The organism is Amycolatopsis sp. NPDC049691 (assembly GCF_040675005.1).
Classification (GTDB): Bacteria; Actinomycetota; Actinomycetes; order Mycobacteriales; family Pseudonocardiaceae; genus Amycolatopsis.
Genome location: NZ_JBFANX010000018.1, coordinates 70,725 through 93,544, shown reverse-complemented (window position 1 = coordinate 93,544; position 22,820 = coordinate 70,725). Strand labels below are relative to the sequence as shown.

Annotated in this window: 29 protein-coding genes; 17 read left to right on the top strand and 12 right to left on the bottom strand. The window is 71.2% G+C overall.

Features of this window, described 5'->3' with window-relative positions:
• Positions 1-21: 21 nt before the first annotated feature.
• From AB0J40_RS34110 to AB0J40_RS34095, 4 genes are all read left to right on the top strand, one after another.
• Positions 22-318, top strand: coding sequence for a hypothetical protein (locus AB0J40_RS34110; RefSeq protein WP_364461451.1), 297 nt, complete (start codon positions 22-24; stop codon positions 316-318).
• A complete protein-coding gene (locus tag AB0J40_RS34105; protein ID WP_364461448.1) occupies positions 305-1,345 on the top strand; it encodes a ketoacyl-ACP synthase III family protein in 1,041 nt (346 codons plus the stop codon). The genes AB0J40_RS34110 and AB0J40_RS34105 overlap by 14 nt, the downstream gene beginning before the upstream one ends.
• Positions 1,346-1,470: 125 nt before the next feature.
• On the top strand, positions 1,471-2,163 hold the full coding sequence (locus tag AB0J40_RS34100) for a helix-turn-helix domain-containing protein (RefSeq protein ID WP_364461445.1): 693 nt from the start codon (positions 1,471-1,473) through the stop codon (positions 2,161-2,163).
• Complete coding sequence (locus AB0J40_RS34095; RefSeq protein WP_364461442.1) at positions 2,160-3,623, top strand: glycosyltransferase family 39 protein; 1,464 nt, start codon at positions 2,160-2,162, stop codon at positions 3,621-3,623. The genes AB0J40_RS34100 and AB0J40_RS34095 overlap by 4 nt, the downstream gene beginning before the upstream one ends.
• A 50-nt stretch (positions 3,624-3,673) precedes the next feature.
• On the opposite strand, the gene AB0J40_RS34090 is transcribed toward AB0J40_RS34095, so the two are convergent.
• The gene (locus AB0J40_RS34090) at positions 3,674-4,522 is read right to left on the bottom strand and encodes a hypothetical protein (RefSeq protein WP_364461439.1); all 849 of its coding nucleotides are present in this window, start codon (positions 4,520-4,522) and stop codon (positions 3,674-3,676) included.
• A 106-nt stretch (positions 4,523-4,628) separates the two neighbouring features.
• Between AB0J40_RS34090 and AB0J40_RS34085 the strand changes: the two genes are divergently transcribed.
• Together AB0J40_RS34085 and AB0J40_RS34080 are read left to right on the top strand one after the other, a co-directional pair.
• Positions 4,629-5,429: an alpha/beta fold hydrolase gene (locus tag AB0J40_RS34085; protein ID WP_364461437.1), complete on the top strand. Its 801-nt coding sequence runs from the start codon at positions 4,629-4,631 to the stop codon at positions 5,427-5,429.
• Positions 5,423-6,211: a MerR family transcriptional regulator gene (locus AB0J40_RS34080; protein WP_364461434.1), complete on the top strand. Its 789-nt coding sequence runs from the start codon at positions 5,423-5,425 to the stop codon at positions 6,209-6,211. Before AB0J40_RS34085 ends, AB0J40_RS34080 begins: the two co-directional genes overlap by 7 nt.
• Positions 6,212-6,287: 76 nt before the next feature.
• On the opposite strand, the gene AB0J40_RS34075 is transcribed toward AB0J40_RS34080, so the two are convergent.
• Positions 6,288-6,644 carry a hypothetical protein gene (locus AB0J40_RS34075; RefSeq protein WP_364461432.1) on the bottom strand — a complete coding sequence of 119 codons (357 nt, stop codon included), beginning with the start codon at positions 6,642-6,644 and terminating at the stop codon, positions 6,288-6,290.
• A gap of 264 nt (positions 6,645-6,908) precedes the next feature.
• On the opposite strand from AB0J40_RS34075, the gene AB0J40_RS34070 reads away from it, so the two are divergent.
• A complete protein-coding gene (locus AB0J40_RS34070) occupies positions 6,909-7,439 on the top strand; it encodes a hypothetical protein (protein ID WP_364461429.1) in 531 nt (176 codons plus the stop codon).
• Positions 7,440-7,445: 6 nt separating this feature from the next.
• Entirely contained in the window at positions 7,446-8,477 is a 1,032-nt protein-coding gene (locus tag AB0J40_RS34065; protein ID WP_364461426.1) for a hypothetical protein, read from the top strand.
• Between the two features lie 15 nt (positions 8,478-8,492).
• Here the strand turns inward: AB0J40_RS34065 and AB0J40_RS34060 are convergent, their stop codons facing one another.
• A complete protein-coding gene (locus tag AB0J40_RS34060) occupies positions 8,493-9,854 on the bottom strand; it encodes a hypothetical protein (protein ID WP_364461423.1) in 1,362 nt (453 codons plus the stop codon).
• 117 nt (positions 9,855-9,971) lie between these two features.
• Positions 9,972-10,706, bottom strand: coding sequence for a TetR/AcrR family transcriptional regulator (locus AB0J40_RS34055; protein ID WP_364461420.1), 735 nt, complete (start codon positions 10,704-10,706; stop codon positions 9,972-9,974).
• Positions 10,707-10,782: 76 nt separating this feature from the next.
• On the opposite strand from AB0J40_RS34055, the gene AB0J40_RS34050 reads away from it, so the two are divergent.
• The 6 genes from AB0J40_RS34050 to AB0J40_RS34025 all read left to right on the top strand — a co-directional run bounded on the left by AB0J40_RS34050 (position 10,783) and on the right by AB0J40_RS34025 (position 15,135).
• Positions 10,783-11,895 (top strand): NAD(P)/FAD-dependent oxidoreductase, encoded by a 1,113-nt coding sequence (locus AB0J40_RS34050; protein WP_364461417.1) that lies wholly within the window; start codon positions 10,783-10,785, stop codon positions 11,893-11,895.
• Positions 11,896-11,923: 28 nt separating this feature from the next.
• Entirely contained in the window at positions 11,924-12,586 is a 663-nt protein-coding gene (locus AB0J40_RS34045; protein ID WP_364461414.1) for a hypothetical protein, read from the top strand.
• Positions 12,587-12,643: 57 nt separating this feature from the next.
• Positions 12,644-13,099 carry a MarR family transcriptional regulator gene (locus AB0J40_RS34040; RefSeq protein ID WP_364461412.1) on the top strand — a complete coding sequence of 152 codons (456 nt, stop codon included), beginning with the start codon at positions 12,644-12,646 and terminating at the stop codon, positions 13,097-13,099.
• Positions 13,096-13,698 carry an NAD(P)H-dependent oxidoreductase gene (locus AB0J40_RS34035; RefSeq protein ID WP_364461409.1) on the top strand — a complete coding sequence of 201 codons (603 nt, stop codon included), beginning with the start codon at positions 13,096-13,098 and terminating at the stop codon, positions 13,696-13,698. The genes AB0J40_RS34040 and AB0J40_RS34035 overlap by 4 nt, the downstream gene beginning before the upstream one ends.
• Before the next feature lie 139 nt (positions 13,699-13,837).
• On the top strand, positions 13,838-14,419 hold the full coding sequence (locus tag AB0J40_RS34030; RefSeq protein WP_364461406.1) for a GNAT family N-acetyltransferase: 582 nt from the start codon (positions 13,838-13,840) through the stop codon (positions 14,417-14,419).
• Positions 14,420-14,556: 137 nt separating this feature from the next.
• Entirely contained in the window at positions 14,557-15,135 is a 579-nt protein-coding gene (locus tag AB0J40_RS34025; RefSeq protein WP_364461404.1) for a hypothetical protein, read from the top strand.
• A gap of 90 nt (positions 15,136-15,225) precedes the next feature.
• Here AB0J40_RS34025 and AB0J40_RS34020 read toward each other — a convergent pair whose 3' ends face one another.
• Positions 15,226-15,606 (bottom strand): DUF1304 domain-containing protein, encoded by a 381-nt coding sequence (locus AB0J40_RS34020; RefSeq protein ID WP_364461401.1) that lies wholly within the window; start codon positions 15,604-15,606, stop codon positions 15,226-15,228.
• On the bottom strand, positions 15,603-16,088 hold the full coding sequence (locus tag AB0J40_RS34015; RefSeq protein WP_364461399.1) for an SRPBCC domain-containing protein: 486 nt from the start codon (positions 16,086-16,088) through the stop codon (positions 15,603-15,605). Before AB0J40_RS34015 ends, AB0J40_RS34020 begins: the two co-directional genes overlap by 4 nt.
• A gap of 75 nt (positions 16,089-16,163) precedes the next feature.
• Between AB0J40_RS34015 and AB0J40_RS34010 the strand changes: the two genes are divergently transcribed.
• The gene (locus AB0J40_RS34010) at positions 16,164-16,850 is read left to right on the top strand and encodes a TetR family transcriptional regulator (RefSeq protein WP_364461396.1); all 687 of its coding nucleotides are present in this window, start codon (positions 16,164-16,166) and stop codon (positions 16,848-16,850) included.
• 71 nt (positions 16,851-16,921) lie between these two features.
• Here the strand turns inward: AB0J40_RS34010 and AB0J40_RS34005 are convergent, their stop codons facing one another.
• Positions 16,922-17,503, bottom strand: a complete 582-nt coding sequence (locus tag AB0J40_RS34005; protein ID WP_364461394.1) for a TetR/AcrR family transcriptional regulator — start codon at positions 17,501-17,503, stop codon at positions 16,922-16,924.
• A 71-nt stretch (positions 17,504-17,574) separates the two neighbouring features.
• Here AB0J40_RS34005 and AB0J40_RS34000 point away from each other — a divergent pair, with 71 nt between their 5' ends.
• Positions 17,575-18,534, top strand: a complete 960-nt coding sequence (locus AB0J40_RS34000; RefSeq protein WP_364461391.1) for a 2-dehydropantoate 2-reductase N-terminal domain-containing protein — start codon at positions 17,575-17,577, stop codon at positions 18,532-18,534.
• 11 nt (positions 18,535-18,545) lie between these two features.
• Here AB0J40_RS34000 and AB0J40_RS33995 read toward each other — a convergent pair whose 3' ends face one another.
• From AB0J40_RS33995 to AB0J40_RS33980, 4 genes are read right to left on the bottom strand one after another with little or no spacing between them, the layout of a single operon-like run.
• Positions 18,546-19,535 (bottom strand): MerR family transcriptional regulator, encoded by a 990-nt coding sequence (locus AB0J40_RS33995; RefSeq protein WP_364461388.1) that lies wholly within the window; start codon positions 19,533-19,535, stop codon positions 18,546-18,548.
• Between the two features lie 46 nt (positions 19,536-19,581).
• Positions 19,582-19,875, bottom strand: a complete 294-nt coding sequence (locus AB0J40_RS33990) for a muconolactone Delta-isomerase family protein (protein WP_364461386.1) — start codon at positions 19,873-19,875, stop codon at positions 19,582-19,584.
• Between the two features lie 2 nt (positions 19,876-19,877).
• Positions 19,878-20,225, bottom strand: coding sequence for a DUF4440 domain-containing protein (locus AB0J40_RS33985; protein WP_364461385.1), 348 nt, complete (start codon positions 20,223-20,225; stop codon positions 19,878-19,880).
• A gap of 4 nt (positions 20,226-20,229) precedes the next feature.
• Positions 20,230-20,937 carry an SDR family oxidoreductase gene (locus AB0J40_RS33980; RefSeq protein WP_364461382.1) on the bottom strand — a complete coding sequence of 236 codons (708 nt, stop codon included), beginning with the start codon at positions 20,935-20,937 and terminating at the stop codon, positions 20,230-20,232.
• 119 nt (positions 20,938-21,056) lie between these two features.
• Between AB0J40_RS33980 and AB0J40_RS33975 the strand changes: the two genes are divergently transcribed.
• Positions 21,057-22,007, top strand: coding sequence for a LysR family transcriptional regulator (locus tag AB0J40_RS33975; protein ID WP_364461380.1), 951 nt, complete (start codon positions 21,057-21,059; stop codon positions 22,005-22,007).
• Here the strand turns inward: AB0J40_RS33975 and AB0J40_RS33970 are convergent.
• On the bottom strand, positions 21,958-22,743 hold the full coding sequence (locus tag AB0J40_RS33970) for an SDR family NAD(P)-dependent oxidoreductase (RefSeq protein ID WP_364461378.1): 786 nt from the start codon (positions 22,741-22,743) through the stop codon (positions 21,958-21,960). The genes AB0J40_RS33975 and AB0J40_RS33970 overlap by 50 nt on opposite strands.
• Between the last annotated feature and the right edge of the window lie 77 nt (positions 22,744-22,820).

The window sequence follows — 22,820 nt, the reverse complement described above, 5'->3', positions numbered from 1 at the left end:
GCCGTGCCGAAAGGAAGTTGCTTGACCGCCACGACGTTGACACAGGTGCTGCGCGAGACCCACACCGTCGCCGGGATCACCCGGCTGATCGTGCGGTGGGACCGCGAGACCGGCTGGGCGCACCTGGCCATCGCCGTTCCGGGCACCGGGCCCGACTGCTTCGCGGGCTTCCACCGGTTCGCCGGCGGAAGCGCCGAAGCCGTCGCCGCCGAGCTCGCCGCCGCCGGCTGCGTGTCCGCTCCCCCGCTCCACCTCGACGACATGCTGTCGGAAATCGAAGCCGTGCTCCCGGAGGTGACCACGGATGCGCGTCGATGACCTCCACCTCACCGGGATCGGCTGCGAGGTCGGTGCGCTGACCCCGGTCGCGGTCCCCCTCGCGGCCGGCGAGTTCACCGCGGCCGAAGCCGACCGGACCGGCCAGCTCTCCACCGCCGTCGCCGGCTTGCCGGGGCCCGAGCTCGCGGTGCGCGCCGGCCGCGAAGCCCTGCGGCGGGCCGAAACCGCGGCCGGGGAACCGGTCTGGCCGACGCTGTGCCTGCACGCCGGGATCTACCACCCCGGGATCGACTTCTGGCACGCCGCCTCGTACGTCCGCGACCGGCTCGGGGTCGGCGCCGGCCCCGGGCTCACCCTGGAACTCGGCGCGATGAGCAACAGCGTGGTGGCGGGCCTGGACGTCGCGGCGAGCGTGCTGATCGGCCGCCCGGACCACGAAGCCGCGCTCATCACCGCCGGCGACCGCTTCGGCGCGCCCGGGTTCCCGCACTGGAGCGCCGACACCGGCATCGTCTACGGCGACGCGGGCAGCGCGGTCGTCCTTTCCCGGCGGCCGGGCCTGGCGCGCGTCCGCGCGATCGCCTCCTACACCGACCCTTCCCTGGAGGGACTGCAGCGCGGGGACGAACCCTTCCGCCCGGCCAGCGTCACGGCCCACCGGTCGCTGGACATCCGCCGCCGCAAGCGCCAGTGGCTCGGCCGCCACGGCGGCCCGGCGCACGTCGACGCCCGCAACGCGGACGGGGTGACGGCGGTGGTGAAGGAAGCGCTGTCCGACGCCGGTGTCGACCTGCCGGACATCGTGAAGGTCTGTGCCCCGCACTACGGGCGGCGCCTCGTGCGGACGCAGGTCCTGCGCCCGCTGGGCATCCCGGAGTCCCGCACGATGACCGGGCTGGGCCTGCGCGTGGGGCACCTCGGTGCCAGCGACCAGATCGTCGCGCTCCACCACCTGCTCGGCACGGGCGAGGCAAGGGCGGGCGAGCACGTGCTGCTGCTGGGGATCGGCGTGGGAATGACGTGGACGGCCGTCGTCCTGCAGCTCGGCCCCGCGGCAGCGACCTGACGGGCCCACCGATGCCGCTCCTCCGAGGGCGGCATCGGCGCCGGCCGCGGAACGCCCGCGGCCGGCGCGCTGCTCCGAGAGGCGCATTCTTGACTGACTGAGTCAGTCAGTGTCAGGCTGAACCCATGGCAGGACGAGTGGCCACCCGGTCCCTGACCGACATCGCCGAAGCGGCCGCGCGGGTGTTCACCGAACGCGGGTACCGCGAGACCGGTATCTCGGACGTGGCGAAGGCTCTCGGGCTCAGTCACGGCGCGCTCTACACCTACGTCCAGAGCAAGGAGGCGCTGCTCTACGTCGCGCTGGCCTGGGCGATCGGCCCCGAGCTGCTGGACGGGCTGGAGACTCCCGTCCGACTGTCCGCCGAGGACGAGATCGTCGCGCTGGCCCGCCGGTGGACCGACGCCGAGGGATTCCCGAAGCTGGCCGCCGCGCTGACCCGGCGGCGGATCCGCTCGGCCCGCGACGAGTTCGGCGAGATCGTCGACGAGCTCTACACGTTCATCGAGACCAACCGGGACGTCCTCGCGCTCGTCGCGCAGTGCGCCCGTGAACTGCCCGAAATGTTCCAGTTCTGGTTCGTGCAGCGCCGTCGAGGCCACTTCGAAGCTCTCAGCGGCTACCTGCGCAAGCGCATCCGGTCCGGGCACCTGCACGACGTACCCGATGTGCCCACGGCCGCGCGGTTCATCGCCGAGACCGTGGCCTGGTTCGCCTGGCACCGCCTGGGCGACCCCGATTCGGCGATGCTGACCGACGAGCAGTGCCGGAAGACCGTCCACCACCTCTTGACCGGGGCCTTCCTGGGGGACGCATGAGCCGGACCGGCGAACTGGCCGCCACCGCTCGGCCGCGGCCGCAACTGGCCTGGCGACCGGTGCTGCTCATCGCCGCCGCGGCGGTCGCGGTGCACTTGACGGTCGCCACCCGCTACGGCTGGCACCGCGACGAGTTCTACTACGTCGTCACCGGACGGCACCCGGCCTGGGGCTACGTCGACCAGCCGCCCCTCACGCCCCTGCTCGCCCGGTGGGCGGCCGAGCTGCCCGGCGGTGTGCTGCCGCTGCGGCTGCTCGCCATCGCGTGCCAGGCGGGTTGCGTCGTGCTGGCGGCCCAGCTGGCCGCCGAGTTCGGGGGCCGGGCCCGCGCCCAGGCCATCGCCGCCGGCGCGACCGCGGCCAGTGTCGCGTTCGTCGCCGCGTCCCTGCTGTTCGGCACGACCGTCACCGACCAGCTGATCTGGGCCGCGATGTTCGTCGCCGTCGCCAGGGCGCTGCGGCTGCGCACCACACCGGCGTGGGCGGTCGCGGGCGTGCTCGGCGGCATCGGGCTCGAGAACAAGGACACCGTCGTCGTGCTGCTGCTCGGTGTGGCGATCGGCCTGCTGCTGTGGCACCGCGACGCGCTGCGGACGCCCGGGCCGTGGCTGGCGGGCGCGCTGGCCGTCGTGCCGGCGGTGCCGAACGTGGTGTGGGACGCCCGGCACGGCTGGCCGAACCTGGCGATGGCGCGGGTGCTCGGCGACCGGACCGGTGGGCCACTCGGTGCGTTGGCGCAGTTGCCCCTGCTGCCGCTGCTGGCGGGCCCGCCGCTGATCGTCCTGTGCGTGCTCGGAGTTCGCAGGCTGAGCCGCGAACACCGGTGGGCGTTGGCGATCGCGGTGACCGCGGTCGTGGTGTTCACGATCGGCGGTGGCAAGCCCTACTACCCCGCACCCGCGCTGATCGCGCTGTTCGCGGCGGGCGCGGTGCACGCGGAGGCAACCGGCCGGACGGGCCGTCGCCTGCCGGCCGCCATTGTCCTTTCCGGACTGATCGCGATCCTGATCGGCTACCCCGTCCTGCCCGCCCGTGCCCAGAACGCGCTGCGGCCGCTCAACCCCACGGTCATGGAAACCGCCGGCTGGCCCGAACTCGTCGACCAGGTCCGGACCGCGGCGACCGGCCTGCCGCCCGGTACCCCGATTCTCACCAGCAACTACGGCGAAGCCGGCGCGCTCACCCTCCTCGGCCGGCCGAGCGGCCCGGTCGTCAGCGGACAGAACTCCTACGCCGACTGGGGGCCGCCGGCCGGCACCCCGGACACCGTGCTGTGCGTCGGCGAGTTCAAGCTTCCCTACCTGCACCGGTTCTGGTCGGACGTGCGGGAGATCGCGCCGATCACCACCCCGGACCACATCCGCGACCAGGAGACCGACGGGCACGCAGCGATCTACGAGTGCCGGCGGCCCCACGGCACCTGGGCGCAACTCTGGCCGGCCCTGCGCCACTACGACTGAGAACCCGGCACGGCTTATCTCCCCGGCCCACGGCCGCCGGGTCGTACCGGCTAGTGCCTCGCGAGTGCCCAGGGCATGAGTTTCCCGGCGAGCGCCCGGCTGAACGGGCGCACCAGATCCTGCAGTTCGGCGCAGGCGGCCTCGCCGATGTGCGCGTAGGGAGTCACGCTGTTCTCGTCGGTCGCCTTCTCGATTTCCGCTCGGCGGGCCGCGCCGTCGGGGGTGAACGTCAGATCGGCGTCGCCGGTGAGCCAATCCCGCTCACGGAGGCCGGCGACGGCTCGGCGCCAGTCCGCCGCGGACCACGCCCGGGAGGTACGCAGGGTCTCGGCGGGGACGGCACCGGAGGCGGCGTGGGTGACGAGGGCTTCGATGCCACTGAGGCCGGCCGTCAGCAGGGCGGCCACGTGGGCGTCGCCGCGGTACTCGCGGAGCAGGGTCTGCGCGTGCCACAGAACGAGGTGGGGTTCGGCGGGCCACGGAAGGGCCGCGTGCGCGGCGAACAGCGGACGGCCGACGACGTCGCCGGCGACCGTCTCGGCGGCCGCACGCAGAAGAGCGGCGGCCCGGCGCATCTCGGGTGAGCCGACCGCGTCACCCAGGGTGCCGCGCAGGGCCTGATCGGCCGCGGCATAGCGGGCGGCGACGACCGCGGCCGGGTCGGTCACGGACCAGACGCCGTCGATCGACTCCTCGACGAGGACCGGGTTGAAGTTGTAGAAGGTGGCGACGACGACCGTCGCCGGGACCGCGCCAAGCGCGGCCGACCTCGACGCGAAGTAGCCGGCGCGGCCGCTGAGACCGAGTTCCCCGTAGGCGGCAACGGCTTCCGGGGCGAAGTAGATCATTCCGTGGTAGGGCTCGAGCACTCGCCAGGTCCGCCGCGCCGTTTCGATCACGGGGTCAACATACCATCCGGTCGGTACGACAGGGGACCTTCCGACGGCACGCCGGACCACTGCCGAGTTGACCCTGACGCAAGGTCAACCCCGCAGGATGGTTGCCATGACCACGCAAGCCAGTCGGTTCGAAGTCCACCACGACGGCGTCACGATCCCGGTGTCCCGTGGCGGCCGGGGACAGCCGCTGGTCCTGTGTCCCGGACTCCTCACCACACAGGCCGACCTCCACGAGCTGATCGACCTGTTGCGCCGCGACTACGACGTGGTGACCTTCGATCTCCGGGGCCACGGGCTTTCCTCGCCCGCCGACCGGTACACCTTCGAGGCGTTCCTCGGCGACCTCGGGGCCGTCGTGACGGCGCTGGGACATCGCTCGCCGCTCCTGGTGGGACATTCGCTGGGCGCGGACCTGGCCGTGCACTACGCCGCCGGGCATCCGGGCGCGGTGGCCGGGCTCGTTCTCGTCGACGGCGCGAACCCGGTGCCCGAACCGTTCGTCACCGACGCCGACCTGCCGGACTTCCGCGCGATGGCGGAGAACCTGCGGCACGAGCTCGAGCGGGCCGAGGACACCCCGCGTCAGGTGCTCCTGACCCCGCAAGACTTCCTGGACCTCAACCTCGAGATCGAGGTGGTGCGCTCCGGCATCCTGGACCGGTACCGGGAGATCGACCGTCCGATCCACATGATCATGTCGACCTCGATGGCGGGCAACAGCGGTGATGCGCGTACGCGGTGGCGCAACCAGAACTGGCGGGCCGGCATCGAGCGGCTGGTGCACGAGCTGCCGCACGTCGCCACGTCGTGGCTCGACGCCGACCACCGGCTCGTCGTCACCCACGCTCCGGAGATCGCCCGGCTGATCCACGATACGCAGACGCCGAGGACACTGGACCGATGCTGACCATCGGCGAACTGGCTTCGTACGCGGGAGTCACCGTGCGCGCGGTGCGGCACTACCACGCCAAGGGGCTGCTGCCGGAACCCGAGCGCGACCACTCCGGCTACCGCAGGTACGACGCCGGCGCCGTGGTCGAGCTGATCAAGATCAGGACCCTCGCCGAGGCAGGAGTGCCGCTGTCGCGGGTGCGGGAGTTGCTCCAGGCCGGCGAAGAGGAGTTCGGCGCGACGGTCACCGACATCGACAAGCGGCTGCGGGCGGAGATCCGGCAGCGGCAGCGGCATCGCGAGCGGATCCGCGGCCTTGCCTCCGGCGACAGCCTGGCGCTGCCCGCCGAGGTGGTCGAGATCCTCGACCGGCTGCGTGAGCTCGGCGTCGACGAGCGGATCGTCCAGGTCGAGCGCGACGGCTGGATCCTGCTCGCCGCGCACTCACCCGAGCGGATCCCCGAGTGGGCGGCACGCAAGCGAACGCAGCTCGCCGACCCACCGCTCATCGACTTCTACCTCACTTTGGGACAGGCTCTCGACCGCGCCGACGGCGATCCGCAGCTGGTCGAACTGGCCGACAAGCTGGCCGCCTACATCACGCACATGGCCGAGGACGGTGGCGGCGACACCGGCGTCGAGCCACCGTTCGCCGAACTGATGGACACCCTGGCCTTCGACACCGCCCCGCCGGCTCGCCGACTGATCGAGCTGCTGAGGACGCGCGGCTGGACCGGCTGGACGAGGCTCGAACGCGTGGACCCGACCCCGGGGGAAGGCGCCACCCGGCATCGGTGAGGCCCCTTTCCCTTGTGTCGCGACGTAGCTCGGCAACGTCCGCTCACACCGCAGTGCGGGCCGCCGTCAAACGCGCTCAATGGTCCTGAAGCCGTGAGTCGGAAGCCGCGCGATCCGGCCCCGTCTCGGGCCACGATCCTGGTGCGGGGCCGAACGCACGCCGGGCGGCTCGGACCGCCAGTGCGGCGACCGTGGCGTTGGCGCCGAGCGTCGCCGTGGGAACCTTGTTGACGAGCTGGCGGGCCCAGTGCCGGCCGGTGCGCTCGGCGGCCTTGCCGACGATGGTCGACGAACCCGACTGGCCGAGCAGGATTCCCATGACCAGCGTCCGCCTCCGTTCGATCTCGTCCAGCCGAACGCCGCGGACCTCGGCGACCGAGAGCACGAACAGGGTGCTCAGTTCGAGCGACGAGAAGGCCTCGCCCGCCGACAACGCCAGCGCGACCCCGGTGTCGCCTCGGGGTTGCGCTGACGGGCCCGCCCGATGTTCTTTCGCACCAACGGTGTCTGCACGCCGATGGCCTTGTCCAGCAGCTCGAGGGCCGGCCCGCCGCCGCGCCCACCATCGGTCCGCCACAGAAGGAAACTAACCGACAGAACCGAGTTCCCCCTCGACAGAGGACGCAGATTCTCCGCTGTAACACCGACTTACTCGACCTCGATCTAATACCCGCTCCCCACCGCCCACGGCGCAAGGTTGATCCAGTTGAACAAAGAAATGGTCTCCGTCGAGAACGGCCGCATCGTCTTCGGGAAGGCTGTTTCTCAAATCGCCGAATCACTCAATCCCCTGGGTGCCGCCGCGAAGGCCGTCGCCGAGGTTTCCGCCTGCATCACCGAGATGGGCCGGCTCAAGGTCGAAAGCAAGCGGATCGACGCGGACAGCGGTGAGCGGCTGACCGCCCTGGCCGACCGCCGGGCCGCCGTCGGCGCCGCGCTCCGGGAAATGCGCAACAGTGGTGCCCTCGCCGGAGTCAGTGCGCGTGGCCTGCTGGAATGCATCGCCAAGGAGCAGCAGCACCTCGTCCAGGCGACTTCGTTCGACCAGCAGCAACTCCACGCGAATCTGGTCGAGGTGCTCGGCAAGCTCCTCGTGTCCGAAACCGCCTCCGGCCGGACGGGGCTGGGTGACCACATCGACAAGGTGCTCAACGGATCCGGGGCGCCGGACGTCGGCCGCGCGCGGAACCGGGGACCGCAACGGCGCGGCAACGGCCGGCGGAAGTAGGACGACGTGGGCCGGCGGAACTTCGGCTGCGGATTCTGGTTCGTGGCCCTGACGTTCGGGCTTCCGCTCGTGAGCGGCGCGATCGCCGCCGTGGTGCTGGCGCTCACCGCGCCGGCCATCGTGCCGTTCCTGGCCGCCACGGACCCGGCGCAGTTCGCGGAACACCGGGCGGCCTGGTGGTGCTTTTTCGGCGCCGCACCATTCGTCGCGCTGCTTCTGGTCGCCCGGGGGAGCCCGAAACGCCGCCGGCGGAGCCGCACTCCGCCCCTACGTGACTTCCGCCGGCTTCTGCCACGTGCCGGGATCCTTTTGCTGGCCACCAACGTCACCGCGCTGGTGCTGCTGCTGAACGGCAACGTCGCACACGGCCCGCACGCCGCCCAGCAGACCGCGATCCTCTTCGGGGGCAGCGGCGCCGCCGGCGCGGTCGCGCTGATCGCGATCCGGTTGCGGGACCGCTGGTTCCCGTCCGGGGAGCGGGTCAAGCCGGTCACCCTGGCGGCGGTGCGGGCGGCCACGGTCGAAGCCGAGAACACGCTGCGGAAGGTCAGGGCCAACAACCAGCGCGTCAGCCGGCTGGCCGCGGCGGTCGAGCAGCAACTCCGGGCGACCGAGCTGAACCTCGACTTCGCGGGACTGTGCGAGCTGCACTACGAGTCGCGCGGCTGCGCCGACAACGCGTACGGGTACTACGACATGAGCCGCGACGTGGCGCGCGGCCTGTCGGGGATCGTCGTTCGCGCCCGTGCCACCGTGACCATGCGGGTGCGCTCGGAGATCAACCCGGCCACGGGACGCCGCGAGCGGCCGAACCGGGCGGCGATGACCGCCGCGGCCACGAGTCTCGCGCTCACCAGGTCGAAGATCGACGGCGAGGTGAGCAAAGGCCTGACGATGGTCCGGAGCCTGAACGCCAGAACCGCCGATCTCAAGCACTCGATCAGGGACAACTGCGGAGTCCGCGGACGGAAGTGGTTCGAAGACCTCGAGCTCCGGACCGAAGCCCGCCGCCGGGCGGAAGGTCGTCTTCCGGCATGAACCACCCGCGGGATGTCAGGGCGTCTTGGCCGGCGGCTTGCCCCAGAGCGGCATTTTGGCCGGGTCGTACGGCTGGACCGTGATCGTCACCCCGCCCCGCAGGATGCCTTCCTCGACCAGCTCTTTGCGGTCACCGGCCAGGATGTGGATGCATCCGTGGGACATGACCAGGTCCCCCGCTTCCAGCACCCTCGACGCGTCGTCGGTCTCCGGGGTCGTGTGGATGATGTCGCCCTTCGTGCCGGTGAGCCGGAACCCCTCCTTGCCGAAGTCGTTGAGGATCCACGTGCCGGGCAGCGGCCGGTACGGGCCGCCCGCCCGCGCCTGCTCGATCTCCGTGTTGACCTGCGCGGTCTTGCTCCGGTCGTCGGCCAGTTCGCGGAGCGCGAGCACCCTCGTCGTCTCGAACATGATCCGGTCGCGGGTGAGCTTGGTCTTCAGCTTCGTCACGGAGATCCACTTGCCGTCGCGCTCGAACAGGATGTCGGTTCCGGTGTCCTTGACCGGGGTGCCGTTCGCCAGCTGCGAGTACTTCCACGAGTCACCCACGACCGCGCCACCCTCGCCGAGGGTGAACGTCCCCGCCGTCGTCGGGTTGAACGTGTGCCCGGGGTTGCTCTCGTCCTTCTTCGACTCCGGCGGACCGCCGCGGGCGGGCACGGTCTTCGTCAGCTTCCCCGTCACGAAGACCCGCAGCTCACCCATCGGTTGCACGAGCCCGCCCTCGACCACCGTCGACGCGTCGGGAACGAACTCCAGCTTCAGATCCGTGGCCGGTGGGCCGAGGAGCGGCGAAAGCTCGGCCTCCAGCGCGGGCTGTTTCGGAGCGGGGGCCTCGTTGACCCGCTTGAGCAGGCTCGCCAGCTCGCCCTTGCTCATGCGCTTGTAGAGCCCGGTTCGCGCGCCTTTCGACAGGGCGAGCAGCGCCGTCCAGCATTCGGCGTAGGTGATCCGGCCGGCCGACGCGTTGCGCAGGGCGTCCATGCCCGTCACCTCGCTCGCCGAAGCGTCCTTCCTCGCCGCCACGGCCATCGCCAGGTCGAGCCGCGGCTTGTCGTACCGGGTTCCGTCGACCGGGTGCGCGGCCAGCTTGGCGCGGGCCGCGCCGAGCTGGCGCAGGATCGCGACGATCCCCTCCGGGTTGTGCCCGTTGAGCAGCCACCAGGGTCCGCCGTCCCGGTTCCAGTCCTCGCCGGTCATCTGCGCGGCGACCCCGTCCGCGTTGTCCTTCGCCCACCCGCGCTGCACGACGATGCCGGCCGCCGTGTTGCCCGCCGTCCGCTGGAGGTGCAGCAGGAACTCGGCTCGCGGCGCTGCGGGGCGGGACCCCGGCGTGGGCGGCACGCCCGGCGCGCGGTGCTCACGGCGATCGCGCATCGGCTCCTCCCCTGACGTCGGCCTGCCGCCATTGTCGCCGGGAAGCGCGGATCGGCCCAGGACCGGGCGGGTGCGCGAGCGGACCGTCCGGGCTGCCCTTTGGTGTCGCTAGGCCGGCTACCCGGCCTGCCGCGTGAGGTTGTCGATCATCAAGCGGAGCGTGAACTCGAACCGGTCGTGGCCGCTCCCCGACGTCAGCTCCGTCGCATAACGCCGGGTCTGCGGGAACGTGTCGGCGGGCAGCGCCGTGAACCGGCTCAGCAGCTCCTCGCGGCCGAGGACCCATTCGTCGTCCGGGTTTTTCCGCCGCTGCCGGACCAGCGACTGCTCCAGCGCGTAGGCGCTGACGTAAAGGGACAACGCGTCGAGGGCCCACGCGGCGGTCTGCGGTTCCACTCCCCCGGCGAGCAGGATCGCGAAGAGGCCTTCGCGGACCCGCAGCGCGTCGAGGTTGGTGGGGACCGTGCCCAGCGCCGCCCGGGAAATCCCGGGGTACTTCAGGTACTGGTCACGGATCTGCGCGTACGCGTCGAAGATCTGCGTCCGCCACGTGGCCGGGTCCGGTTCGGGCAGCACGATCTCCGAGCACAGCCGGCCGACGAGCAGGTCGTCGATGTCGTCCTTGTTGACGATGTGCGCGTACAGCGACGACGGCCCGCTCCCGAGCACCGCGGCGACCCGGCGGATGGTCAGCGCGTCGTAGCCCTCGGTCGCCACGACCTGCAGGGCCGCATCCGTGATCCGGTCGACCGTGATGGGCCGCTTGGGCGACGACGGTGCGGCGGGGCCGCCGGCGGGCTGGGCGTGCCGGGCTGCTCGGCGTCGCCGGGGGTCGGAGGGCACGCCGGTCACTATAGCTTGAAACGAACTAAGTTCGCGTGCTAGAACTTTGTTCGTCCGAGACGAACTTAGTTCGAAGGAGCGTGACATGCGAGTTTCCATCGCCGGAGCCGGGCTGGGCGGCCTGTGCCTGGCGCAAGGCCTGCACCAGGCCGGCATCGAGGCCGACGTCCACGAGCGTGATCCGGCGATCACCGCGCGGTTCCAGGGCTACCGCCTCGTGCTGAGCCCGACCGGGCTGGCGGCGCTGCGAGGCTGCCTGCCGCCGCGCTGGCACCCGCTGCTGGACGCGATCGTCGGCGACGCCTACGGCGAGCGGCTGGTCCTGGACCCGCAGCTGAACGAGATCGGCGAGCTCGGTCCCGGCCGGACCGGGACCGTCGTCGACCGGCACGTGCTCCGCCACCTGCTGCTGACCGGGCTCAGCGTGCGTACCGGGGCGGCGCTGACCGGCTACGAAGTCCTGGCCGATGGCCGGGTCGAAGCCCGGTTCGCCCAGGGCGACCCGGTGGTCGCCGACCTGCTCGTCGGGGCGGACGGCGTCGGCTCCGCCGTCCGCGGGGTGTTGTCGCCGCGAACCACCCCGACCGACACCGGCGTCCGGTTCGTCATCGGCCGCACGCCGCTGACGGAGCAGTTCGCCGGGCTCTCGCGGGCTTTCGGCTCGAAGATCGCCGGCGACGGCGTGAGCCTGCTGCTGGGCGCCATGCGTTTCCGCACCCCGCCGAAGGAAGCGGCCGAAGAGCTGGCGCCCGAGGTGGTCCTCCCCGACGTCCGCGACTACGTGCGCTGGGCCATGATCCTGCCGCCGGACGGCTCGCTCGGCGACGCGACCCCGCAGGACGCCGTCCTGTCCCGGATCGCAGGCTGGCACCCGGACCTGCGAGCGCTCGTCGAGCAGTCCGATCCGGACAACAGCACCCTGCTGTCCATCCGGGTGGTCGAGCCCCGCGAGCGCTGGGCGCCGGGCCCGGTCACGCTCCTCGGCGACGCGATCCACGCCACCTCCCCGACCGGCGGCAACGGCGCGAACACCGCCCTGCGCGACGCCGACCTGCTGCGCCGCCGCCTGACCGAAGGCCGCCAGGACGTGCTCACCGCGGTGGCCGACTACGAGCGGCAGATGTTCGAGTACGGCGCCGAAGCCGTGCGCCACAGCCTCGGCGCGCTTCCCGACTTCGTCCCGCACCCGGCCGGCTGAACCCGGTGCTGCCTGCTTGAATGTCGGCGTGACCGTGTACGACGTCGCCCGGCGCCTGCCCGCCATCCCGGACCTGCGGCTGCTGTGCCGCGCGCTGGCCGTCTTGGACGTCGTGCTGGATCCCGGCAGCGAAGACCGGTACCACCGCTACGACCCGGCCTGGGCGCCCGGCGAGGAGCTGGCTGCCATGCGGGACGGTTCGGGCAACGAATACTCCATCGTGTTCACGGCAGCCGGGGTGTACGTGCGCGGCTTCGACCACGAGTCGCCGATGAGTCCTTACGCCACCGACGATCAGCAGCCGTGGCCCGGTGTCCTCGACGCCGTGCCCGACGCGTTCCGGGCGTGCGTGGCGGAACCGGCGTTCTGCGACGAGTTCGGCACCCCGTACGTCACGGTCTGCCTGTGGCGCGAGCACCGCGATACCGGCTGGCGGCACGGAGCCGTCGAGTTCCCCACCGACGGCGACGACGGGGCCGACTGGCTGTTCGTCCTGCTGACCGATCCCACGCCCGAGGCGTACCAGGACTGGGCACAGGACTACTACGAGACGCCGGTCGACCTCGACGCGGTGCGGCACGTCTACGCCGGGCAGCCGTTGACCCCGGGCGTCGTGACCGCGCTCAACCCCGCCACCACCGTGGCCGCCGTCGCCGGCCGCGTCGCCGCGACCGGTTACCCGACCAGCTGACGAGCACGTCTCCCCTCGTCTGTTCACATCTGAACTGTTCACATCTACACTGTCGAGATGGGCGCGAAACCGTCTCCGCATCGGGACCTCATGCGCTACCTGCACCGAGCGGCGTTGCTGAGCGAACGGGCCGGCGATCGCCGGTTCCTGCAGCGGATCGGCATCGGCCGGACCCTGTTCCTGGTGCTGCGGTCGATCGCCGACGCCGGCGAAGTCCCGCCGTCGCAACAAGAGATCGCCGATCTCCTGAGCCTGACGAAGGGCGCGGTCAGCCGCCACGTCGAGACTGCCCGGCAGCGCGGCTGGCTGGCCGTCGCGACCGCGTCCACGTCTCGTCGTGAACACGCGTTGGCACTGACCCCCGCCGGCCGGTCCCTCGTGCAGGAAGGGCTGGCCGTGCAACGCGAGTACGAACGACTCGGCAGCGAGCACCTGACCGACGCCGCCATGTCCACCACGATCCGAACCCTGAAGACATTGTGCGAAATTCTGGAGACCGAGGAGCGGCGATGAGAATCGAGGTCATCCTCGGCAGCACCCGGCCCGGGCGGCTCGGCGACCGCGTCTGCCGATTCGTCATGAACCACGCAGCCCTCGTCGACGGCGCCGAGTTCGCCCTGCTCGACCTCGCCGACCACCCGATGCCGTTCTTCGACGAGCCACTCGCACCCCTGGCCAACCCCGACCGCCGGCCGTCGGCGGCCGTAAGGGCCTGGCTCGCGGCCATGGCGGCCGCCGACGCCTACGTCTTCGTGACACCCGAGTACAACCACGCACCCCCGGCAGCGCTGAAGAATGCCCTGGACTTCCTCGCCACCGAAGCCGCCGGCAAACCCGCGTCGATCGTGTCGTACTCCACCACCGGTCACGGTGGGGCCCTGGCCGGTCAGCAGCTGCGTCTGGCGCTCGGCAAAGCGGGCATGCTCCCCCTGCCCCGAAGCCTTCCCGTCGCCCATGCCGACCGGCTCCTCGGACCCACCGGCGAAATGACCGAGCGATCCGATCGGGCTCGCCGCGTCGCCGAGTTCACTCCGGCATCCCTGCGCGAGCTGGTAGCGCACACTCGGGCACTAAAGGCACTGAACGAAGGCGGCAGTCAGGCAACCGGGTAAATCACCCGACCAGCCGCGAAGCCCGGGGCGGGGTTCGACGTGTGCTTGTGGTGGCTGTCCCGCTGGCGTCGACATCTCTTCTCTTTGCGGAAGCCGGGAACGTACGACGTCCGCCCGGCCGGTGTGCGAAGGTCGCCTCATGACCGATCACCCGAGGCCGGAAGTACGGATCGTGCACCTGACCGAGCCGGCATTCCGCGCTCTCGCACGGGGCGACCTGGCGGCGGTGAACGCGGTCAGCCCGGTCCCCGTCTCCGCTTACTTCGCCGGCCCGGACTGGCGCGGAGTGTGGCAGACGCGCAGCCGGCAGGTCGAAGACGACCCGGCCAACGCGGCATGGGTCACCGGCGTCATCTGGGACGAGCTGCGGCAGCTGGCCGTGGGCCGAGCCGGCTACCACGGGCCTCCCGACTCGTCGGGGATGGTGGAGATCGGCTACGCCGTCGAACCGGTACACCGGCGCCGCGGCTACGCCCGCGCGGCCTTGGAAGCCCTGCTGCGCCGAGCCGCCGACGAGCCGCGAGTACGCACCGTCCGGGCCACCATCAGCCCCGACAACCTGGCTTCCTACCAGCTGGTATCGCAGTACGGCTTTGTCGAAATCGGCGAAGACTGGGACGAGGAGGACGGCCTGGGAATCATCTACGAGGTCGCCGCGGGAAAGCGTTACGAAGCCGCCGCCACGCCAGTCCGACGACGGCCGCCAGCGCACCGGCGATGAGCGGCCACCACGTCCGGAGTGGCTGCTCGTCGATCAAGGTCACGCCCGTGAACGAGATGACCAGGAAGAGAACGAAAGTGCCCACGAAGTACTTTCCGTTGCGCCTGTCACGACTGATGTCCTGTATGAAGTAGGTGGTGACCGGGCTTTCTGTCGACTACGCGGGATTGACGCGGATCCTCCAGCGGCCGCTGATCCATGCGGACCTTGGCCGGGTGCTCCTCGAAGCCGCGGCAGAGCACTACGAACGTCAGTGGCCGATTTGCTCGTTGGTCCGGTTCCGGCAGTCCACCGCCACCTACCTGTTCGACGTGGCCAGTGCGGCAGGCGCAGCGCAAGAGGACCGCACCGTCGCCGCATGGGTGACGACTCCACCCGCGATCGCCAAGCGTGACGTCTCCTACCAGCGTGGGTTCCCGTTGCCGCCAGACCCCGACGGCACCCCGGTCGACCGGGGACACGTGATCCCGCACATGTCCGGCGGCGAGTTCGGTCCGAACATCTTCCGCCAACACCGGGCGCTGAACCGAGGCTGGTCCGAAGAGGGCAAACGGTTCCGCGCGCTGGAGCGAGAAGCCGCCACGCCCGGCGTCTTCTACTACGCCCACCTGCTGTACGAGGACGACACCGCCTACCCCACCTGGATCGAGAGCGGCCTGCTCCGTGACACGGAACTCCACGTGGAGCGTTTCCGCAACCGGTTCACGACCAGCTGACCAACTTCCCCGAGTCGCACGGCACATCACACGCTCAGGCCGATGTCCGAGTGTTGCCAGAGCGACAACGAACGCGTCCCCGGGGGCGACTCAGGCCATCAGGGCGATAAGGGTGGCCAGTGCGGGTCCGCCCTGGCCGATCAGACCCTTGATCCGCGCCCGGCGAGGGTCGAAAGCGACCAGCGCCACGCTCGCCGCGAGCATCGACACCCCGGCGGCCAGGACAAGGGCCCGTCCGGCCGCGACCGCGCCCGAGTGGACCGCGGTCAGCCCGGCGAGCACCTGCAGCGCCAAGAGTGCGTTGTAGCACCCCTGGTGAAACGCCCACGGGCGGACCACAGCGAGATCCGCCGCGCGCACCTCGAACATGGCATGCACCTCGGGACGCCCGAAACGGACGCTTTCCATCGCGAAGATCCACAGGTGCATCAGCGCCGCGGCCAGGGCCAGCAGTTGCGCGGGAATGTTCATCGGGGTCGAGCCAGCCGCAGGGACGCGTCCGGCAGCAGCGCGCCGGTCTCGTCCAGCTCGGCCAGCAGAGCCGGGACGCCGACGGTGAGCATCTTGGTCCGGATCGCGCCGAGCAGCTTGGCCATCGCGAACCCGCCGACACCGGTGAACCCGGTGTGGTGATACGTAAAACGGGTTCCCTCGGCGGTGGGCTCGAGCCGGTAGCGGACGTGGCTGGGTGTCTCCCCTTCCGCGCCGACCCAGGTGTAGTGCAGCAGTTCCCGCTCGCGGACCTCCAGCACCTCGCAGTCGACGATGCCCCGCCAACCGGGCATCGGCTTGGCGACGAACCGGAACCTGTTCCCGACCACCGGCTCGAACCCCTCGGCACGAGCGCCTTTCCCGGTCGACGTCCAGTACGGGATCAGCTCCGGGTCGGTCATGGCCCGCCAGACCTTCACGGGCGAGTGCGGGTAGTCGCGGACGATGTGGATCTCGGACACGGCAGACTCCTTAACTTCAGTGGCTATAAAAATACTGTAGCAGAACTTTTAGGGTGACTGAAGTAGGATGTCGACGTGACGACAACCAGCACCGGCCGACCGGCTGTCGAAGGGCTACGGGAGCGCAAGAAGCGGGCGATGCGCCGGCAGCTGTCGGACACCGCCGCGCGGATGTTCCTCGAACGCGGCTTCGACGCCGTCCGGGTCGCCGACGTCGGCGAAGCCTGCGGAGTGTCCGAAAAGACCGTCTTCAACTACTTCCCCAGCAAGGAAGCACTCCTCCTGGACCGGCTCCAGGCCACGGCCGACGCGCTGCGCACCCACCTGCCGGACCCGGCGCTGACCCCGGTCGACGCGATGCTCACCATCCTCGACCACGAACGGAACGGCCTCGCCAAAGGTCTCGCCGCCGACGCCGACACCGACCGCGCGCTGGCGCAGTACCAAAAGTTCGGCGACCTGATCCGCAACACCCCGTCACTACGGGCCTATCAAAGCGACATCGCCGACCGGTTCGTCGACATCGCCGCCGAAGCGCTCGCCACCCGGACCGGACTGCGCCCCGGCGACCCCGAACCCCAGATCGCCGCGGCGACACTCCTCGGCCTGTGGCGGATCCAGTTCCGCGCCCTCCGAACCCACGTACGCCCCGGCCACCCCCTGCCGGACGCGATCAAGGCCGTGAGCCGGGAAGTCCGCCGCGCCGCCCGCCTGGCCGAAGAGGGACTGGCCACCTTCCCTGCACCCACGAAACCACGCTGACCACGACTGACCTGCCGGCAGCGGTGACACACGACCAGCGGTAGCGGACGGCGCCGCTCGCACTCGTCGTCTCAAGACGGCGGACGCAGTCCGGCCAGCACCAGGGTGATGAGGCCGTCGGCCTCGGTTCGCCAATCGGGGCGGTCGTGAGCCGCGCCGATCCCGTGCAGGGCCACCAAAACCGCGCCCGCGCTCACGTCGTCGCGGATCGCGCCCTCCGCCACCGCCGCCGCCACCAAGTCGGTGACCGCCTGCTCCAGCTCCCGGCTGCCCTCCGCCAAGGCGCCCGTCCCCGTCGCCATCAGCGTGGCCAGCGTCCGGGCCAGCCCCTGGTACGTGTCGATGTAGCCGACCATGTACCGCAGGAAGCTCGTCAACGCCTCCCCCGCGGGCAGCGTGCCCCGCAGTTCGCGGGCGTGCTCGCACAACGTCGCGACTTCCTTGCGGTAGACGGCCTCGGCCAGTGCCTCCCGCGTCGGGAAGTGGCGGTACAGCGTGCCCGTACCCACTCCGGCCAAGCGGGCGAAGTCGTCGAAGCGCAGGTCGAAGAAGGTTCCCTCGTCGAAGATTTCCCGTGCCTTGGCCAGCACCGCGTCGCGGTTGCGCCGGGCGTCGGCGCGCAGCGGCTTGCCGGCGCTGCCTTGCGTTGACAACCGGGGCCCGCCTCCCTACCTTGACAAGTGGAGATGACCTCCAATTTCACTGTACCCGACGAGGTGCGCGCGTGAAGATCCTCATGTTCGGCCGGGGCGTGATCGCCACGGTCCACGGCTGGGCGCTGGAGCAGGCCGGGCACGACGTCGAGTTCTACGTCCGGCCCGGCCGCGCCTCGGCTTACGGGGAGGCGGTGGATCTCGATCTGCTCGACGCGCGCAGGCGGGTGTGGGGGCAGCGCGTCATCCGGACGTGGCCGGTGCGCTACCGCGAACAGCTGGCGCCCGACCACGATTTCGACCTGATCGTGCTGAGCGTCCCGCACCACCGCCTCACCGAGGCCGCGGATTTCCTGGCACCGCGCATCGGCAACGCCACGGTCCTGGTCTTCGGCAACATCTGGGCCGAGCCGCCGGCCGCGATCGGCGCTCTCCCCGTCGATCGGGTCGCGTGGGGCTTTCCGCTGGCCGGTGGCGGTTTCGGCGAAGACGGCGTGCTCCGCGGCACGCTGCTGCCCGCGGTCGTCTTCGGCACCCTGGACGGGCCGCCGACCGAGCGTGAGCGGGCCGCCCGGCGGACGTTTCGCGAGGCCGGGTTCCGGGTGCGCGAGAAACGCGATTTCCGCGGCTGGCTGTGGCTCCACTTCGCGCTGAACGCCGGCCTGCACTCGCAGGGCCTGCGGCGGGGAACCTTGGCCGACCTGGCCGGGGCGCGACGCGACTTGCGCGAGGCGCTGCTGGCCGCCCGCGAGCTTCTGCCGGTGCTCGAAGCGCGCGGCGCGGACCTGCGCCGGCACCGGAGTGGCACGCTCGGATTCCGGGCGCCGACCTGGCTGACAGCCCCCGCCCTCGCGTGGCTGACCGCTCATGTCCCGTTGGTGCGCAGGAGTTTCGAGGGCCACGCCGACCCCGGAGCCGAAGAGCCGCGGGAAGTCTGCCGGGACGCTCTCGCCGAAGCACGGCGGCTGGGCATCGCCGTACCCCGGCTGGAAGCGGCGGAACCGAGCTTCGCCGGCAACGAAAACGCCTGAGCTCTTCCGCGTCAGCCGGTGGTCTCCCGACGCAAGGCGGCAGCCAGCCACTCCTGCACCGCGGCGGTCTTGTCCGCGTCCGGCACGGGGGTGCCGTTGATCGTCGCCACCAGCGTGGTGTACCTGACCATCAGGTTCGTCCCCGTCAGCTTGGCCCGCGTCCGCGCCGACCTGGTCCGGTCGAAACCGGCCATGCTGCGGCGCGCCTTGGCGAGGTCGTGGTCGCCGGTGATGGCGGCGACGAAACCGGCCGAGTCGGCCACCATCCGCTCGGCGATTTCCCGCGCCCGCGGGGAATCCGCCGGTACGCCTGCCTGCTGCGCCGCCTGCGCCTCCAGGTAGAGAACCCGCCGCCGCTCGGCGCGGGCCAGCATCTCCGGCGTGGCCATCAGCTTGCCCTGCTCGGAGCCGAAGGCGCGGTGGAAGAACGCCCGCAGCTCCGTGCGGAACCGGTCGTCCCGCACGATCTCCGCGAGTTCGATCCAGGCCTCGAGCTGTTCGGTGGACGGCTCTTCGGGCAGGCGCGGCCGCCGGTCGCGCAGCCGTTCCAGGTAGCCGGGGTGGACGTCCAGTCCGTCGGTCACGAAGTCCCAGAACCGGCTGACGAGCCGGTCGCGGTCGTCGTCGGACATCGACACGAGCTTGTGCAGCAGGCTCACCTGGTCGGTCGTGGTGTGCTGCCGCACGATCGTCCGCAGCACCGCGCGGCGCGCGCGGAACTGCCGCAGCTGGTCCTCGACCAGGCGCAGGTGCCGGGCGGCCAGCTCCGGCAAGGTGCTTTCCTCGGCGAGGACCCGGCGGATGTCGTCCAGGCCGGCGCCGAGGTCGCGGAGCGTGCGCACGAGTTCGAGCCGGGCGATGGCGTGCACGTCGTACTGCCGGAAGCCGCCCTCGGTGAGCGCAGTGGGCGTGACGACGCCCTCGTCGGCGTAGAACCTGATCGCGCTCACGCTCAGGCCGGTGCGGCGGGCGGCATCGCCGATGGGGTACAGCTCGTCCATGTCCGCCACTATGCGATCTCGACCGGCTTGAGAGTCAAGCGACGGCTCAGTGGCCACCCGGGTCGCTCGGGTGTGGCTTCAGCGGCGTCACCGCCACCGCCATCCACGCGTGCAGAGGCATCGACTCGAGGACCGCCTGCAGTTCTGCCTCGTCCGTGGCCGCGAACAACCCGATCGTGTGCCACTCCCCCGGCGCCTCCGGCGGCTTCCACAGCCGCAGGATGTGCCCCTGCGCCGCCAGCTCCCGGCTCCGCGCCGCCTCGCGGCGGCGCGTGTCCGACACCTCTTCGTCCGACGTCCCCGGCGGGACCGTAGTCCTCATGTCCACGAGGAATTCCATGGTCACAACCTCGAAACCTGGTAGTGGGCGATCAGCCACGCGTCGCCGACGCGACGGACGACCACGCTCAAGTGCACCGGCAACGTCGGCCGGTCGCGGAAGCCGAAGTCGACCGCCGCGTACCCGAGGACCACGTCGTCGGCCAGCCGGCGGGACTCCACGATCCGGTAGTCCGCCGTCATCCCGAGCGGTTGCGAGTCGTAGTACGCCGAAACTCCGGCGCGGCCCACGCTGTACGGGTGCAGGCCCTGGAAGATCGCGTCGTCGGTGAACAGCTCCGCGACCCGGCCCGGCTCGTGGGCGTCCACCGCCGACTTCCACGCGTCGAGCACTCCGGTGAGGATGTCCATGGCGTCAGTGTCCCGCGCTCTGGCCGCCGTCGACGTGCAGGATCTCGCCCGTCACGAACGGCGCGCCCTCCAGGTAGACGACCGCGTCGACGATGTCGGCCGGGTCGCCGATCCGCCCGACCGGGTGCAGGCCCGCGAGCGCTTCGTGCGTCGACGCCGGGTGCATCGGGGTCCGGATGATGCCCGGCGACACGGCGTTCGCGCGCACGCCGCGCGTGGCGTACTCGATCGCGAGGGACTTGGTGACCGCGTTCAGCCCGCCCTTGGTCAGCGACGCCAGCGCCGACGGCACCGCGCTGTTCGCGTGGTCGGTCAGGCTGGTCGTGACGTTGACGACGTGCCCGCCGCCGACCTCGAGCATCGCGGCGACGGCGCGCTGGGTGACCTCGAAGAAGCCGCGCAGGTTCACGCCGGTCACCAGCTCGAAGTCGGCGCCGGTGTACTCGGTGAACGGCTTCGCGACGAACACGCCGGCGTTGTTCACCAGCGTGTCGACGCGGCCGAACGTCGCCAGTGCCCGCTCGATCACGCGGGCGCCGACCGCCGGGTCGGCGATGTCGCCCGCGACGGCGAGGATGCCGGCGTCGCCCGACGGGGTGATGGATCGCGAGTTCGCGACCACGGCGTAGCCGAGCTTGCGGTACGCCTCGACCACGGCCGCGCCGATGCCCTGCGAAGCGCCGGTGACGACCGCGACCTTCTGGGTGCTCATGAAAACCTCCTGGTGGGTGGTGCTTCCTGAGCCGAGGATGTGCCCGCCGGACGCGGTCCGCCACGACCGGTTCGCTCTCAGCTGGGAGGCCGGACCTCCCACCGCACTAAGCTCCCGGTATGGAGCTACGCCAGCTTCGGTACTTCGTGGCCGTCGCCACAGAACTGAACTTCGGCCGGGCCGCGGAGCGGCTGCGCATCGCCGGGCCTTCGCTGTCCCAGCAGATCAAGGCGCTCGAACGCGACCTCGGCGTGCGGCTGTTCGACCGCGACCGCCGCTCGGTCACCCTCACCGAATGCGGCGAGTCGCTGCTGCCGCAGGTCCGCGCGCTCCTGGAGCAGGCCGACGAGCTGCGCCGGTCGGCCGCCGGGATCGCCGCGCGCGAGCCGGTGCGGCTGGGGTACGTCAACTGGCGGCCCGTCGACCTGCTCGACCGCGTCGCCGGTGTCGCGCACCTGCACGTCGACACGTGGGTGCTGCCCTCACACACCCAGCTGGGCCGGGTCGCCGACCGGAGCATCGACCTGGCGATCTGCTGGGCACGGGCCGCCGACCTGGCCGAACACGAGCTCGAAGCGCGCCTGCTCGGCGCGGACCGGCTCCACGCGTTCGGCACGGGCACCCGCACCGCCGAGGTGCGGGCGAAGGACGTCGTCGTGCTCGTCGACGCCGACACCGCCAGCTGGGCGTCGTGGAACGCCTACGCCGAGGAGTTCGCCTCGGCCACCGGCGCCGAGGTGGTGCCCGTCGGCGAGGGCGGTTCGACGGGCCCGGCGTTCTTCGACCACGTCCGCCGCCTGCGGCGCCCGGTGCTCAACAACCCGAAGGGCCAGACGACGCCGGCCCCGCCGGACCTCGCGCGCCGGCCGGTGGTCGACCCGGCGCCGTTCTGGACGTGGTCGCTGGTGTCCCGCCGCGACGAGACCCGCGCGCCGGTCCTCGCGACCATCGAGGCGCTCACCCGGGACGTCGGCGCGCCGGACCTCGGGTGGCTGCCCGCGGACGACCCGCACGCGGCACTCAGCCGAACGCCCGCACCGCCACGTCCTGCCAGTCGTTCCACGTCTTGAGGCGGGCCTGGTACTCCTCGGTGACCGCGGCGAGCGACTTGCCGAGGAACATCCGCAGCGGCGGGTCGGCGGCGTCGACGAGGTCGAGGATCGCCGCGCGGGTCGCGTACGGGTCGCCGACGTCCCAGTGGCCTTCTTCGGTGCGGTAGGCCGGGTTCGGCGTGCTCCGGCGCGAGCCGACGTCCAGCCACTCGGTGGCGTAGGGCCCGGGCTCGAGGTTGGTGACGTGGATGCCGAACTCCGCGACTTCCTGCGCCAGGGACTGGGAAAGCCCTTCCAGCGCCCACTTCGACGCGTGGTAGGCGCCGATGCCGGGGAACGCGACCACGCCGCCCTCGCTGGTGACCTGGACGATGTGCCCGCGCCGCTGCGCGCGCAGGATCGGCAGGGTTGCCTGGGTGACCCAGAGCGCGCCGAAGAAGTTCGTCTCCAGCTGGGCGCGGACCTCGTCCTCGGTGAGTTCTTCGACGCGGCCGAAGTGCCCGTAGCCGGCGTTGTTGACGACGACGTCGAGCCCGCCGAAGTGGTCGGCCGCCCGGCGGACGGTGGCGAACGAGGCAGCGCGATCGGTGACGTCGAGGCGGAGCGGGAGGACGGCGTCGCCGTACTTGTCGACGAGGTCGCCGAGCTGCTCGGGGTTCCGCGCGGTCGCGGCGACCCGGTCGCCCCGGTCGAGGGCGGCTTCGGTCCAGTGGCGGCCGAAGCCCTTCGAAGATCCTGTGATGAACCAAATCATGCTTCCATGCTGAGCTTCCTTTCCCATGAGCACCAGCGATGTCTTCTCATGAAAGCCATGCGGTCTGGTCATGGCTA

Coding starts and splice junctions, on each gene's coding strand:
- AB0J40_RS33985 (WP_364461385.1), bottom strand. CDS start 20,225: ATGGACATCCTCACCGGAGTGCTCGACGCGTGGAAGTCGGCGGTGGAC.
- AB0J40_RS34060 (WP_364461423.1), bottom strand. CDS start 9,854: ATGCGCGATCGCCGTGAGCACCGCGCGCCGGGCGTGCCGCCCACGCCG.
- AB0J40_RS34105 (WP_364461448.1), top strand. CDS start 305: ATGCGCGTCGATGACCTCCACCTCACCGGGATCGGCTGCGAGGTCGGT.
- AB0J40_RS34080 (WP_364461434.1), top strand. CDS start 5,423: ATGCTGACCATCGGCGAACTGGCTTCGTACGCGGGAGTCACCGTGCGC.
- AB0J40_RS33975 (WP_364461380.1), top strand. CDS start 21,057: ATGGAGCTACGCCAGCTTCGGTACTTCGTGGCCGTCGCCACAGAACTG.
- AB0J40_RS34100 (WP_364461445.1), top strand. CDS start 1,471: ATGGCAGGACGAGTGGCCACCCGGTCCCTGACCGACATCGCCGAAGCG.
- AB0J40_RS34095 (WP_364461442.1), top strand. CDS start 2,160: ATGAGCCGGACCGGCGAACTGGCCGCCACCGCTCGGCCGCGGCCGCAA.
- AB0J40_RS33980 (WP_364461382.1), bottom strand. CDS start 20,937: ATGAGCACCCAGAAGGTCGCGGTCGTCACCGGCGCTTCGCAGGGCATC.
- AB0J40_RS33990 (WP_364461386.1), bottom strand. CDS start 19,875: ATGGAATTCCTCGTGGACATGAGGACTACGGTCCCGCCGGGGACGTCG.
- AB0J40_RS33995 (WP_364461388.1), bottom strand. CDS start 19,535: ATGGACGAGCTGTACCCCATCGGCGATGCCGCCCGCCGCACCGGCCTG.
- AB0J40_RS34030 (WP_364461406.1), top strand. CDS start 13,838: ATGACCGATCACCCGAGGCCGGAAGTACGGATCGTGCACCTGACCGAG.
- AB0J40_RS34020 (WP_364461401.1), bottom strand. CDS start 15,606: ATGAACATTCCCGCGCAACTGCTGGCCCTGGCCGCGGCGCTGATGCAC.
- AB0J40_RS34085 (WP_364461437.1), top strand. CDS start 4,629: ATGACCACGCAAGCCAGTCGGTTCGAAGTCCACCACGACGGCGTCACG.
- AB0J40_RS34050 (WP_364461417.1), top strand. CDS start 10,783: ATGCGAGTTTCCATCGCCGGAGCCGGGCTGGGCGGCCTGTGCCTGGCG.
- AB0J40_RS34035 (WP_364461409.1), top strand. CDS start 13,096: ATGAGAATCGAGGTCATCCTCGGCAGCACCCGGCCCGGGCGGCTCGGC.
- AB0J40_RS33970 (WP_364461378.1), bottom strand. CDS start 22,743: ATGATTTGGTTCATCACAGGATCTTCGAAGGGCTTCGGCCGCCACTGG.
- AB0J40_RS34040 (WP_364461412.1), top strand. CDS start 12,644: ATGGGCGCGAAACCGTCTCCGCATCGGGACCTCATGCGCTACCTGCAC.